Genomic DNA, 14,300 nt, shown 5'->3' with positions numbered 1-14,300 from the left:
CATACCTCTATCACCTACATGTAGCAATGAACCCACGAAAGCGGGTCCATTCCAAAACCACATCAAACACATAAAGCAAGTAACTGAACTCGATTTCCAAGCTTTTCATTTTTAGCAGGAAATTGCTCACCACGTTGACGCGCGTCAAAAATCTGTTCTTTGAAGACCAGACTCACAATTCCAGAAACACAAGTATTATTAGCCACACCAACACTAAGCGAATCACAAGTCTTTTGCAGCTCAATATCTTTACCGTAATGCTGATCGACCTGACTCTTGATCCACAATGCGATACGCATACTTGATTCATCAGAGAAATAATAAGAAGCATTTTTCTTAGTAACATACAACTTCAACGCAACGCCATCATCATCAATGAACGGAACAAGATCACCGAACGTTGTTCCATAAAGATACAAATTCACTGCATGAACTTGGGCCCTGGTAGTTTTTATTCCTGCTGGCCGAGTCATGTAGTTAGCTGTAGCAACCAAAAATTGAGTTGCAATCTCATGACGTAATCGGCCGACAATATTGAAATTTTTCTCTTTGATATAGGTAGTCAGCATCTGAGCAGGAAGCGCCAAAATATTACCGTTTACAATTTTAAGGTCATATTCCTTATCACCGAGCTTCAGACCTTTGGCGACGACCTCATCATTATCATGAACAGGCACACGATTATCGCTAACCTCAATGGCACGTGCTACGGCAAATTTGGCTGTAAAACCTTCTTTTTTTGCTCGCGCAACACTCAAGATATCGCACTGCTGGGTTATATGGACAAGAAAGTCTGAATCGTCTGCCACCTCTGCTTCCGCTAGGACCGCCCCAAAAGGTAGAGCATGGCTAAAATCAGCCAGTATCTCGTCGTGAGTTTTAGTTAGGATATTCTTGTCTAGCGAGAAACCGGACCAAGTAAAATGCGAAACTAAATCACGATTGATCGACGGATTAACGAATGGAGCCATAAAGCGTGTAGCAATTGCGGGAACATTGCCATTCAGCCTCAACTGTTGCGTGAAGCACTCATCTAATTTATCAATTGCGTTAGCGACATCAACAGCACCTTCAACGTGCCAAAGGTACTCTTTCGCCAAAAACTCACTCAAATGCCCGTCATATGGATCACTATCCAAACTTGCGCTCAAATGGATCTCCTGCATTGCTGCAGCATCCAAATTCCAGAGAGTAAATCTAGCCTTCTCCTGAGCCTCAGTTTGAGCCCGGGTCCACGCAGATATAAAAACTCGCATGTGCTGTGCGATCTCACGCTGCCTTTTCAATTGTTGATAACTTAGCTTAATGCCGTGAGCGCCAAAATTTGCTTTGAAAACCTCACTCTTAGGCAACAGCATTAAGCCAGCCGCGCTAATGTTAGACTCCGTACTAAACTTTTTACGTTCTTGTATCAATTCATCACGACTAGACATCACGATGATGCTTGGAAGATGTGAAGGCTGTTCTTCGCCTAGGGACTTCAAATACCTAACCAACTCATCCACAGGAGCAGTACTATTCTGTAGAACCAGGTCAAATATAATCAAATCATACTTCAGAAGATCTTGCGGCTTAGTTGGACGATTTGGTGTGAACTCCGAGCTTGAGCCTTGCCCATCGAACGCTTCTTTTATTGCATCACGAAGCCCTTCAACCTTCTTCGCTCGGTCCAAAAATGGAATTAGCAATCCTTTAACAGGATCGCTAATCTTATTCTCAAATTGAGGATTAAGTACCACACTAGAAACAAAATTATCTGAAAGCAGGTATTTCCGCTGAGCCTCTTCATCATAATCCTGAGCGCCGGGAAGCCCTCCTAGCTCCTCAGTCAGCGACCACAACTCTTCAAATTCAGGAGAGGTGCAATCTCCCAAGATCCCCTCAAAATTATGTACCATTTGCTGGAGATGAAATGAAGTCAAACCCGCCAACTCATCATCAATTACTATAACCTTGATCTCCTCCTGCGGTGGTTGAATCACTCCCTCCACAGTAGCCTCTTGCGCTAACAAAACCTCAGCAACGGAATCACTCATAAACTCAAACCTCATCCTTCGGCAACTCAATAGTAAATGTACGAAGGCGCCCATCCTCATCAACGCTCTCCTCTAAATAAATTTTTCCGCCGTGATATTCAACAAGCTCCGAGGCAATATAGAGCCCCAAGCCTTTTCCTTTTCTTCGCAATGTAAAGTAAGGCTTGAATATTTCATGAGCGTATCGCGGATCTACTCCGGGACCATTATCAGTAATACTTACAGTGAGAGCTCGAGAGTCAATATCGAATACTATTTGGCGCTTATCCTCTCCAGCTTTCAGCCCCTGCTGAACCCAGTAAACCGAGTTACTGACAAGGTTCTCTAACGTTTGCGCGATGAGTCCCTTCACCATATGGACATTTAGAGGTTCGTTCGACTCTACGCCATCAAGGTGTACTAACCACTCGATACCATGACGCTTGAATCGATTGCTGAAACCTGATGCAATTCCGGAAACCTGCGCAGCTAGATTGTAAAATTCTTTGCGGTTTCGTCCCGATGGACTCATAGAGTCCACCGTACGGATTCTTTTGTTTGTAGAAATAATTTGCGACCGCAGATTATCTACAACTTGCACCACTTCCTTTTCGCTTCCACTTTTAAGCTCACTAAGAAGCTCACTAGTTCGCTCCGTCAAGCGTGACAGTTCGTGTATAACTATCTCCACCACTAATCCGATATTAGCTAGCTCAAGCAGCTCAACGCGAGTTTCTCGCGACATATTTAGTGAGTTTTTAATCGTCTTAACATATTCCACCTGCCCATGCAGAGCGTCCTGAATTTCATTAATCTTCGCTCTGTGCTCTTTAGGAAGATACTTGCCGATCTCTTGAACCGCTTTTATAGTTCGCTTCAACTTATCTTCCGACTGACTCAGCGAGTCATTCGTCGAGTCTTCGGCGATTGTGATCTTCGCCTCAGCCTCTCGTATTGTATTGATATGTCCTCGCAGATCCTTAACTAGTACCTCACCTAAAATCTGTTTAAGAACGTTCTGTTCAGGACAGCCAATTAAACGTTCTCTGTTTGCAGAATCGACGAGGCAAGGGTTAACGCTGGAGGAAATACTTATACTTCCGACCGTCTGATATCTATTTAGCGCAAAACCTTTCGATTTAAGAGCACCACTGTCCCATTCGAGCCAGTCGTCATCCATCCCTCCAGTTTTCCCGATGCGAAAATTATCCCTATATATCGCAAATCCACCGCACCAATTATTAAGTTCTTCCGCGATTTGCGTACGAGAGTAGTCAACAGTATTCGTAACAAGCATTTGCCGGTTAAACCAAAGGCACCTAGCCGTCCATGCCCCTAACTGCTTAAAGACCTCTCCAGATACATTTAAATAATTCGAAAGCTCTTTACCAGTCCATGTACGCAACTCTTCTGATTCAGAGGAGCGCCATATTAATTTTCGTCGCAGAATAGTAGATGTGCCATCAATTCCAGCAGGGTCGAATTCGATAACTGCAGTAAACTGAGCGCAATCCTTAAGCCAACCGTGTAGCGAAGCAATTGGCTGACGCTTTCCATTGAAAAAAATATCAATAGGGTACGGCTTTTTGGTCCGGAGGAATGGATCTTGCAGCCTACGCATATATCTTTGAATAAAGAGGTCGATCTTTTCCTGAGTCCAGTTAGCGGTTAAGTCTGTAATGAGCACTCTCGTACCTTGCTCATCCGGAGTCGACTCGCCAGATATTTCGACTTCGACAGAGACCTCATCCAAATAGAGGTCGGGATCATCGAACTCCGACCAATTGAATTCAATTTTGTGCCAATTCGAGTCACTGGCTCTAGTTGACTCAACCACAGCCTTACTACCCAGTCGCATCATTGATAAACGGCCAATACCTTTTTCTCCGAGCAAAGTCGGATCATTAGCTGATGCCTTGGCCTTTTCTTTAAGTTTTCCGGGGGTTCCTATCACTAAAAACCTGTCAGAAAGGTCCTGCGCCCCCATCCCACAGCCTGTATCCTCAACAAGAATATACTGCTGTTCCTTGAGGCCTTTCAAAAATACCGAAAACTCCCTTCTACTAAGGCAACTTTTAGCCTCAGCAACGATCTGAGCCCGTTCTTCAGAGGGGAGCTCGGCTGATATAGCTTTACGAACTCGCTCAGTGGCTTCTTCTTTGGAAAGGTCACCAGTGCGAACCTGCTCATCTATAAGCTCCAACGCCGACAAGTCTACAGCAGCGTTGATTTTAACTCGCACTCGCGGTGACCGAGCATCAAAAGCGTTCTTTATCAGTTCGTTAAGAGCAACATCGTCCGATGTAATCAGCTCTCCTCCGAGATGCCGAAGCGTTCGAGCCGCTATTCTGAAACCCACAGCCATTATTCACCTCTATTAAAAGTACAAATATTTTTCCGGGGCCAAAATTAATTATTTTTAGCGATAGATATAAAATCCCCCGCCTGGTTGCGGACGAGCATAGCCAAATCACTGCGCTTCAGCAGCACAACTTTATGACTTTTGAAATTGCCCCATATAACATGGATATTCATGCAATATTGTGAATGGGATCGGGAGGACTGTCTCATCGCCTCTACTTCATCCTTGAGCAAAGCCTTCAGCATAATACTAAACTGCCATTGTGCGTACCCCTTCCGCATTATGACGGCTGGCTATTGGCTGGTTGGCTGGTTGGCTGGGATTGGCACACTGCCTGGCCGGCAGTGAGCTCAAGAAGCTACGCATGACAGGTAACGTCCTCGTTGCGATCAGCATTCCCACATTCGGCTAGTGATCAATCAGGAGCAGAGTTTAAGTGGAGCGCATCTATCAACGCCTTCCGATACCGTAATGGCGTTCCGCTGAGCTCTATAAAGCGTAACCTGCTTGCAGCGCTGACCAACACCGGCATTTGATTGCTCGGGATAAATACATAGCCAGTGAAAAGATTGTCAGTAACTTGGACCGAGCCGACAGCTTTTGGCTGCTCAATCAAGCCTACATACGAAGAATCTGCCACTATCCGCAGGAGCGCTTGTGGATACTTAAACCCCTCCGGCTCAACAACATGCCCCTCCAACGTCAGGGTAGCAATCTCCTTGAAGGGACTCTTCCCTTGTCTCCGCTCCGAAGGCCGAACCGGGTAGTAAGACCAGCTAAAATCCCAGTCCGTGATCTGTATTTCATATCGCACGTACAATGTTTCCAACCGAGGGCGACCACTTTTTTTCGCAGGCTTACTTTTAAGAGTTTTGGCCATGATCATTCTCATCGGCGAGGGGCGAGATTGGCTAGGGGCTCTCCACTTCAGCTGAAGACAAGAGGCGATGGAGAGCAATCGAAGGTATCCTCCAGGGAACGGCCAAGGCAATCTGCCACTGCTATTCAGGTGGTTGGGTCATGGCACCCTGACTGAACGAACACAGCTCCATAAATAGAGGGGCGGTTCTGAGATCTTCCGAGAAGAACTATGTCAAATAATGGACTAAAAGCTACCTCACCGCCGGCCGCCGCCTGGGTCAAATTCTTACGCAACTATGGCCCTATTCCTACAAACGAGAATTTGTTCGACGAACACCTAACGAAGGCTATAGCGCGTGCAGGTATTCGGCCTGTTGTTGTTCCAACCCCTCGATTAGCAGAGATGAAAGCCGTCGTCTCCATCGCAGGGTGCTCGCTGTTGGTGGCCGGAACTGCCGGCGACGGTAAAACCTATCATTGCCGCAAGCTATGGACGGAGCTCGGTGGGAGTGACGTCAATTGGGCAAGCCACGGCAGCATCAAGAGTCTTGACGTTGACGGCCGTAAGATCGTGTTCGTTAAAGACCTCAGCGAGCTTGGGGAAGCCGAAGGTGAGGAAATTCTGGTAGGGCTTGAGACGTCCTTCTCAGGGAACGATACGGTGAGCTACGTGATTGCGACAAATCACGGTCAGATACTGGATCGTTTACGCCGCAGCGTACAGAAAACAAGCTCCCACTCACAAATCCACCAAATCGTCCAGCAAGCCTTCATCAACCCTGGACACCAACACGACCGACTTGCAGTTGTTGATCTTAGCAGGGCTGCCAACAGAGGTGCCCTCGAAGATGTCTTAAAGGCGGTTGCTGAGCATCCCGATTGGGAACGGTGCGAGGTGTGCAGCTGGAACAGCGGTGACCGGATTTGCCCTATCGCCGAAAACCGTTCTCGCGTCATCGGAAGTTCCGATGAGAATTTGTTCGTCAGGCGTCTGGGTGATCTTGTTGAATTATCCCGCTTCAATGGAGCGCATCTGCCAGTCAGAGACCTGCTAGCTCTAGCAACGAATATTCTTCTCGGTCATCCCGACGTTAAGGAAGACCTGATGAAGTGCCAGGATGTCCAGCGGATTCAAGATGATAGGACGGTTGACAAAGCCAGTCTTTATCGAAATGTCTTTGGGGCAAATCTCACAAAGAAAAGAGCGATGGAACGACCCGTATTCAGGATGCTTTCTGTATTCGGCGCAGGTCAAGAAACCGCTAATGGAATCGATGGATTGTTAGTGTATGGATTCGATGATACTCGTCTACGGGATACCTTTGATCGCCTTGTCGCCGATGACAGGCTTTACGGAGCATCCCCAGCTTACCTTGCTGCCCAGCGCCGTTACCTGGAAGGCGAAGAAGGGGTTCGGGAGGACGAGGATGACGACGCATTTCTTGCCAGACTTGCGGATCAACGGCGCAGGTTGTTTTTTACGCTGCCTGACGACTCCGGTCCCTCCTACCCGAACTGGGGACTTACCTCTTTCAGGCATGCCGGTGATTACCTTGCCACCGTCCAAGCTTTAGAAGGCCGGCGCTCTGTCGCGGCAGACAAAGCGAGCTCCATGCTCGTCAAAGGATTGAATAGGGTTTTCACGGGGCTGCTTGTAGAAAACACGGATCGCCTTTTCGTCGCGGACGGCGGTGGAGCGGCAAGGTCTCGAACAAGCGTGCTTTGTCAGACTGAAGTTCCCGTTAGGCGGAGTGCAGGGATGAGTGTTGCGGTTTGCAAGGATGAAGGGACAGGTATCCCTTGTATGGATGTCATCGTTGCTTCCGGTCAGCCCGCTGTGCGTTTTCATATGACTCCAGTGCGATTTGAGTTCCTATGCCGTGTAGCGGAGGGAGCTCTACCAGGAAGTTTCTCCAACGAATGCCTTGAGGACTTGCTCGCTTTTAAAGCCCGGTTGCTTGGTGCCGCGGAGACTGCCCGCAAAACTGAAGCCGATGATAGCAGTGCGTGGGACGACTCACAGACACTCGACCTTTCATTCATCGAGGTAAATGATCGCAACGGTCAGGGAGCGCTGCATAGGGTTACTCTGAGGGTTCCAGAATGAGACCGCATATCGACGACGTTGCATTTGCTGTCGAGGAGCATATTTGGGGGCACCGACTTTATGATGAACAGCTCCCGCACCTCACATTTCTCGAGTTTCTAGGGATTTTGCTATTCAAGCGGGACAAGCCACTTGAAGCCGATTCTGACGGTTTCGTTCGTTATGTTCCAAGAAGACAGTTTCTATTGAGAAATGTGTTGTTCAACAACCCCCATATAGACACCATCTCAACAAGTCGGGTACCGGACGAGGACAAATGGAATGAGTGGCATCGTTCATTTCTTGCTGGCACCTCCGGCATCGGCGACCAAGATCTGACCCATCTACGAGATGTGTTTCAAAATTTTGAGGATTTTGCTCGCTCTGTCGAACTTCTGAGAGCTTCCGCTTTTGAAGTTAATAGCAACAAACGGTGGAGCTCAAAATTTGTCTTTCCGTTCGGTCCAGATTCGCTTTATGAAGATTTGCGCGTGGACGCGAAAACGGGGAGCGCGTCGAATGATCGTCGCTTTTTTGCAAGATCGGGCGAGCTGCTCTACCTCATGCTGTGCAGGGCCGAAAGGGCTCCAGAACTGGGCCAATTGTTAGTTACACGCTTATTCGACCAATCCTCAATGCTTAATCGTCTAGCGAGGGCGATTCAAGGCTCCGCCGATGACGCCAAGTCATCGCGCACATCCGGCTACCTGCCGGTCGTGCCTACAGAGCGCTTTGACCGGATGTGTGATGACTGGATCGCAATCCTTTCACGAGACATGCCAGTTGGTAACGCAATCGAGCATCTCGTTACATCAGCGGGTCTCAACCTGCTTTTGTATTTTCTTGAGCGTGGAAAGGTCACTGTTGGCGATTCTTATCCGGTTGAGTTCATCTGTGAGATTGTTTCGCGGGATCGCTCTAAGGTCCGCGCATTATCGGCCGATTCTTGGCAGGCTAACCAAGGGCTTTCGCTGAGGGCCACCCGCGCTTCAGTGGAGAGTGTACGGCGTATGCCCGAATGGGAAACTGCTCTCACCTCCGGTTCACCCCGCCACGATTGTGCAGCGTTGATGCGCGGCCAATTCCAGTGGCCTGCAGAAGATGTATCTCTGGAACCGGACGAGCTTATTGCTGAGTTAGTTGACGAGGCCGAGTCCCGCCACTCCCAACATTTTGGCAAGATTCATTCATCATGGGCACGCTCACTTGGTCTTAGTTCTCGGCGTCTTAGTCGTCGCACGCGGTACGCTCCAAATGATCGACTTCTCAAAACTTTAGTCGTGACGATGGTCCACACCCGCATCGAGTTCAGTGAATTCTTGCGCGAGGCGAAAAGGCGTTACGGTATTGTGATAGGTGAGGCAGAGGGTGCCCGGCTCGTCCAGGAGGGATCAGTCGATCAGGACGCATTGAGCGATAACGCTGCACGACTTGAAGAGAGACTCCTCGCTTTAGGCTTGCTGAGGCGTCTTTCCGATTCGTGTTCGTTTGTTGAAAATCCGTTTAGCGAGGAAGGTCGATGATAGCCGACCGTATTGTAGGGCGCGTGGGCGCCGTCGTACTGAAAAAACGTGTGGCGGAGATTGACTCTACGAGCATTGAGGGAAGCGCGAGATTTCGTTTGGATCGGTTGTCGTCAGCACAGCTCTGCGCGGTAGTGCGAGAGATCACTGCGGACCCGGAACTTGCCCCACTTGTAGATGTAAAAATCCCCAATACCTTGGTTCTCGGTGAGGCGATGCCTGAGGGAACTGTAATAGTCGGGAATGCCGGTCTCGGCCGGAATTTGGAAACGAATAGGCTCGTTTTGCTGACCGCTAACGGTGACGAGCCGGGAGTCGCAGATACCTTAGCCTGGCTTACCGCTCTTGGGGCTAAAGAATTCAAATCGCATGGCGATGCCTGGGCCCAGGCCGCAATAAAGGTGGTGGGAATATCCCCAACACCAGATGACATGCGAATTTTCATCGCTGCGCTTACCGCTCTTCTATCAGTTAGGGATCTCGATCTCCCACTTAGGCAGGCCGGTAACTATTCGGCCGCTGTGGCGAAGGCGATACAAATCGACGGATTGCCTATCCGGCAGGCTTTAGGGAATGCTCTGCCTGCTCTTGGAATGCCTCGTGATACGTCACTTTTCGCCAGTGACCGCACTTTTGGCCACCTAATCACTCCCTGGCGTAAGGCATTTGAGAAGCTCGTATCAGATAGAGCTCCCCTAATCAAAAAGTTGCGCAAGAACGGGCAATTGATTGACCGAGTTGATATGGAGGAACGGTATGAGGGGAGTGAGTCTGATATTCCAGAAGTAGTACGGCCAATTATCAGGTCTTTTATTCAAGCAGATCCCGGCGACGTGGCCGCGATTCGGGCTTTAACGGAGCTAGAGTGGGAGCGCGACGGAGTTCATCTAATTTTTGAAAGACCAAAAGACCGACAACAAGGACTTGCGGTTGCGACGATTGATTTTTTCGACTACGACAAACCAGGCATTCTTGAGAGTCGCTGGAAGGATCATTTAGAGGACCTAAAAACACGAGAGAAACGGTCTGACTGGCAGCCCGAGGATGAGGAGTTTTTCGAACTCCACCGTTCCTACATCGAGGATGAGCCAAATCTTCGAGCACGATGGGAAAAGGCTGTTTTCGGAAAGCCGGTTGATTGTTTTGATTTTCTAGATGAATTTCTGACGATTGTTCAACGTTTGGTCATTCCTGCAGGTCCGTCAGCAGGTGAGCGATTCCTGCGAGTCCGGGTTCGAAAGGGAAAAAAAGAGTGGCGTACTAATTTTAATCATGATGCCGGAGCCTTCTTTTCGATGATGTATCGTGGCCTTGAGCAGGCTCTAGGCGAGCGTATCGACTGGAAGATAGACGGGCAAGGCAGCAATAGTCACAGCCCGCTTTTCGATTATCCAGGTTTTTTTGCTGAGGAAAACAGAACAGGGCGCTTGAAAGAATGCACCTCTGCTAGTCGTCAGTCACTACAGATTAAATTTGAGATACACCTACTCGAGCGCTTAGGCGAGGTCGTCAACGATCTCGGGAAAACCCAATTAGTATGGTCAATGCGGCCGAACGCAATAGGCTTTGCGCTCCGGGACGATGTCATACGTCTCCTTGAGAGGGGCGGGTGCGCCTGCACCGATGTACCGCGTAAGCTCGTTAGCCAGAAGGGAGCGTCGCAGAACGTTTCATTGCTCGACGTGGGTACGCTGGAGGCAATCTTTGGTCGTGATGCTGGAGCGCTCATTCCTACCGCGAGCAAGCTAGGGAGCATGCGCAAAGAACTCAAAGATCTAATCGACGAGTTGGAGCGCGATAAGCGTTACACCCGTGACCAGCGCAACGAAATTCGACTCGCTTGGGACGCGTTTGAGGCAATCTATATTCGCGCTTTAAACGATTTTGTAGGAGTCGGTCTGCATGCTGATATTTTTGTTGACCAAGCTGATGCCTTCGGAGCCCTATTACGGACTTTGCTAACACACGCCCGTGGAGACATATGCCGGGGTAGGCTTGTCGCTCGAGTGCTTGCTGTTGGCACTGTACGGCTCATAGGGGGCAGCCAAGCACTGATAATTCCTCCATGGCATCCGGAGCGCATGAAGGCGCTATCAGTGAAAACCCGTCGCTGTGCTGGATTGATTGGACACATGCTGATGGGCAACAACGTATCATTCGGTAACCGAAATATCTTTTTTCGGGAATTCTCAGCGGAACTGGAGCATCCCTTTTATCCCGAGATTGCGCTAGCTACCAACGGCGCTGGATTGGTGCTTGTAGCGGAAACCGCAACGGTTAATGGATACAGCCTCCTGGAACCGCCTGAGCGGGACGAGAGCGGCTCGATGACCGATGTTCTTCCTGGACCGGCCGCCAAAGAAATACGCGACTTGCTCGAGCGCTACGTTAACTTTCAGCCGCATGAGGCGGACAACTTAAGTGTTCTCCTTTTTGACGCGGATGCAGCTGCACTGCCGCTAGCCACTATAAGAGAACTAGAAGCGTTACAGACTACTGGCGGTGACTTCCAGTGTAATGTTGCGGTTCGACACAGACAGCCTGACAGATTGCGCAGCATTTACTCTGAACTGGTTTCCATGAGCGAGCAGGACCCTGATGTACCTGTAGTTAGCGAGACTTCCGACAATTTTATGTCGAAGCTTCGGGTCTCGGTATCTCCACCTGGTTCAACTCCTCCGAGAACTGCAAGCGGTTTTAAACCTTTCGACATAGCCTTTCTGCACGATGTAGTTGCCCGAACCGCCTCGGTCGAGTGGCTGGACATGGAGTCGCCTGCTGACTGTGCCGATCTTGAGCATGCGCCCTCTCGCTGGTCGTACAGAGGAGTGTCCGGCGAAGACGAGTTAAAAGCTGCGACATTTCTCACCTGCCCTCGACAAACACGTTCTGGTCGGACCTGGGTGAATGCCGTCGGGGCAGTTTCCAATCAAAAGGATCATGTAATGGGGTCCGCATCTGTTCCTGCACGACGTATATCGCTGCAAGATGAAGTGCTGCGCTCCATGCTAGATGAGGCTCATAGTCTCTCCGAATGGGTTGCGACCTATGACGAGTTACTCGACAAGCGACAATTGCAAGCAAACGGCATCACCGTGGTTCGATATCGCCGGCAGCAGACCAATGGCCGAAATATTATCGTCAGTTCAACTTCAGACTTGCGACTTCTCACTGTACTAGTGAAGCGACGAATTCAGGAGCTCGGCCTAACACAGAATGACGAGGCTCTGGAACAACTAGCGAAGCGTTTCGTGGACGATGCCTTAACGATCTCCGGCGACATAGTCCTGAGAGCTGCGAAGCGTGGCGTTTCAGCAGGAGAATTACTCGGGCTTGTCCTCAGTCAATGGATTATGAAGAACGAGTTCGTCAATATCTGCGGTGACCGCCAGACTCTGACAGCTTTCTTCCTGCTAGATGACTATGCCACGTGGCTAGCTTATCAAGAGAACCGGATTGCTGATCTACTTGGAATATGCGTTGAGGAGGATGGGGACGGGATACGTCTGCATCTCTCTGTTATGGAATCGAAATATGTCTCGGCGAGCAAGGCCGCTGAGGCACGAAAATCGTCCGCGACGCAACTTGTCGCGACACTAAGTACGCTGGACGAAGCCATATTTGGTGACCCGGGTCGCCTCGATCGCGACCTTTGGCTCGCCCGACTATCCGACTTCTTGCTTGATGCAACGGTACAGCCGGGGCAGACCGGCCTCTTGGAGCGAGCCCGGTCGGCAATTAGAGACGGGAAGGTCAGAATCTCGCTTAGAGGCTACTCTGAAGTCTTCGTCCATTCCCATGATTCCGGCGGAACGGGTCCTGGCTCCGAACGCGTAACAGTGGAGTGCCGCGGAACATCGGTCGCCATGCAGGAAGTATTTGATCGTCCAGAGCTTCGTCGGCTCGTGGAGTCCTATGCGGATGTGGCGAACCCAATTCCGGTGCGCACGGGTCTTGGCCATGACACACCTTGGGAATCGGCTAACGTTCGTCCGCCAGCTCCACGCGTCACCTGGACCGAAATGGTAGGTTCCTTGATCCCTGCTCCCCGCGTACCAACGGACTTACTGTCGGAAACTGTTGATGAGCATGTGATCGGATCAGTCACACCAAAGACTACTGTTAAAGACGCCCTTCCCGTTCCCGCAACAGAATCAAAAATCCAAGAAGGATTGCCTGAAGACAATTCGCAGCTTTCGGTGCCATTAGCGTCATTACGAGTTGAGCCTGCGCAGGGAGCGTACGGCCCCAATTTGAGCGCATTAATTACGTCAAAGGCTGCTGGTGCAGGAGATACGGAAGCAGAACGAGGAGCATGGGCTGAAGACAGTACGAAAAAATTGAAGGCTGCCCTTAATGGATATGGCTTACAAGCGCAGGTCCTTGGGACCCGTCTGACACCCAATGGTTGTCTTGTCCGACTCGCTGGTTCCGACCGCCTACGCATGGAGGATATAGAAGCTCGGCGTATGCAATTGCTCACTACACATGGCATACGGCTAGTTACTGTACAGCCTAAACCGGGTGAGATTGTTGTCACGCTAGCAGGCGAAAAACGACAGGCAGTATCTCTCTGGGATGTCTGGGCTGCACGTAAGGTGAACCGCAACGCAGCAGGCATCAACGTCTCGCTGATTCTTGGGCTGCAAGAGCTGAATGGGTTTGTTCTGTACCTAAATTTGGGTGGAGATTTCGGTGGTTTATCCCAGCATGAACCGCACTCATTGGTAGCTGGTGCGACGGGCAGTGGTAAGTCGGTTCTTGTTCAAGCGATGTTGCTCGACATCGCAGCAACAAACTCTTCTAGATTAGCCAAGATTATTCTGATTGACCCGAAAATGGGGGTCGACTATGTCGCTCTCGATACGCTGCCTCACTTGCGCGAACCTGTAGTCACTGAGAAGGCTCGTGCGTCCGAGCTTTTGTCGGAGATCGTCGATGAGATGGAGTCTCGCTATAGATTGTTCGCAGGAATGCGAGTTCGTGATTTAGCGACCTATAACGCTGCTGCCTCCTCTTCCGACAGGCTGCCGATGTTGTTCCTGGTTCACGACGAGTTCGCAGATTGGATGCTCGATCCTGAATACAAGACGGCAGTCGGGGCTGCTGTCCAGCGCCTTGGTGTAAAAGCTCGTGCCGCCGGCATCCACTTGTTCTTTGCTGCGCAGCGTCCTGATAAAGACGTCATGCCCATGCAGTTACGCGATAACCTTGGCAACCGACTGATTCTTAAAGTTGCAAGCGAGGCAACTTCGAAGATCGTCTTGGATAAGGGGGGCGCTGAACAATTGCTTGGTCGAGGGCACCTCGCCGCGCGCCTGGCTGGAGAGCAGGGGCTAGTCTATGCCCAGGCCCCTTTTCTCTCCGATCCAGACATGGCGTTAGCTGTAGAGGCGATCATTATTGACGATAAAAGGGAATTCCCGGCCAACTGACTGCTAAAAAATAGGGAG

6 protein-coding genes are annotated in these 14,300 nt (G+C 50.1%); 3 read left to right on the top strand and 3 right to left on the bottom strand.

What is annotated here, in order from left to right:
• Positions 1-62: 62 nt before the first annotated feature.
• The 3 genes from SB725_RS20615 to SB725_RS20605 form a co-directional block, all read right to left on the bottom strand.
• Positions 63-2,036: a hypothetical protein gene (locus SB725_RS20615; RefSeq protein WP_410922541.1), complete on the bottom strand. Its 1,974-nt coding sequence runs from the start codon at positions 2,034-2,036 to the stop codon at positions 63-65.
• A 4-nt stretch (positions 2,037-2,040) separates the two neighbouring features.
• Positions 2,041-4,380, bottom strand: a complete 2,340-nt coding sequence (locus SB725_RS20610; RefSeq protein WP_410922540.1) for a sensor histidine kinase — start codon at positions 4,378-4,380, stop codon at positions 2,041-2,043.
• A 412-nt stretch (positions 4,381-4,792) separates the two neighbouring features.
• Entirely contained in the window at positions 4,793-5,257 is a 465-nt protein-coding gene (locus tag SB725_RS20605) for a hypothetical protein (RefSeq protein ID WP_410922539.1), read from the bottom strand.
• Between the two features lie 210 nt (positions 5,258-5,467).
• Here SB725_RS20605 and SB725_RS20600 point away from each other — a divergent pair, with 210 nt between their 5' ends.
• From SB725_RS20600 to SB725_RS20590, 3 genes are read left to right on the top strand one after another with little or no spacing between them, the layout of a single operon-like run.
• On the top strand, positions 5,468-7,345 hold the full coding sequence (locus SB725_RS20600) for a hypothetical protein (protein WP_410922538.1): 1,878 nt from the start codon (positions 5,468-5,470) through the stop codon (positions 7,343-7,345).
• Entirely contained in the window at positions 7,342-8,847 is a 1,506-nt protein-coding gene (locus SB725_RS20595; RefSeq protein WP_410922537.1) for a hypothetical protein, read from the top strand. The genes SB725_RS20600 and SB725_RS20595 overlap by 4 nt, the downstream gene beginning before the upstream one ends.
• Positions 8,844-14,282 (top strand): FtsK/SpoIIIE domain-containing protein, encoded by a 5,439-nt coding sequence (locus tag SB725_RS20590; RefSeq protein ID WP_410922536.1) that lies wholly within the window; start codon positions 8,844-8,846, stop codon positions 14,280-14,282. Before SB725_RS20595 ends, SB725_RS20590 begins: the two co-directional genes overlap by 4 nt.
• Positions 14,283-14,300 lie beyond the last annotated feature (18 nt).

Source organism: Pseudomonas sp. SIMBA_041 (genome assembly GCF_046535095.1).
Classification (GTDB): Bacteria; Pseudomonadota; Gammaproteobacteria; order Pseudomonadales; family Pseudomonadaceae; genus Aquipseudomonas; species Aquipseudomonas mucoides.
Note: the sequence above shows the minus strand (reverse complement) of the source record. Positions and strands in the feature narration are given on the sequence as shown.

Coding starts and splice junctions, on each gene's coding strand:
- SB725_RS20595 (WP_410922537.1), top strand. CDS start 7,342: ATGAGACCGCATATCGACGACGTTGCATTTGCTGTCGAGGAGCATATT.
- SB725_RS20610 (WP_410922540.1), bottom strand. CDS start 4,380: ATGGCTGTGGGTTTCAGAATAGCGGCTCGAACGCTTCGGCATCTCGGA.
- SB725_RS20615 (WP_410922541.1), bottom strand. CDS start 2,036: ATGAGTGATTCCGTTGCTGAGGTTTTGTTAGCGCAAGAGGCTACTGTG.
- SB725_RS20590 (WP_410922536.1), top strand. CDS start 8,844: ATGATAGCCGACCGTATTGTAGGGCGCGTGGGCGCCGTCGTACTGAAA.
- SB725_RS20605 (WP_410922539.1), bottom strand. CDS start 5,257: ATGGCCAAAACTCTTAAAAGTAAGCCTGCGAAAAAAAGTGGTCGCCCT.
- SB725_RS20600 (WP_410922538.1), top strand. CDS start 5,468: ATGTCAAATAATGGACTAAAAGCTACCTCACCGCCGGCCGCCGCCTGG.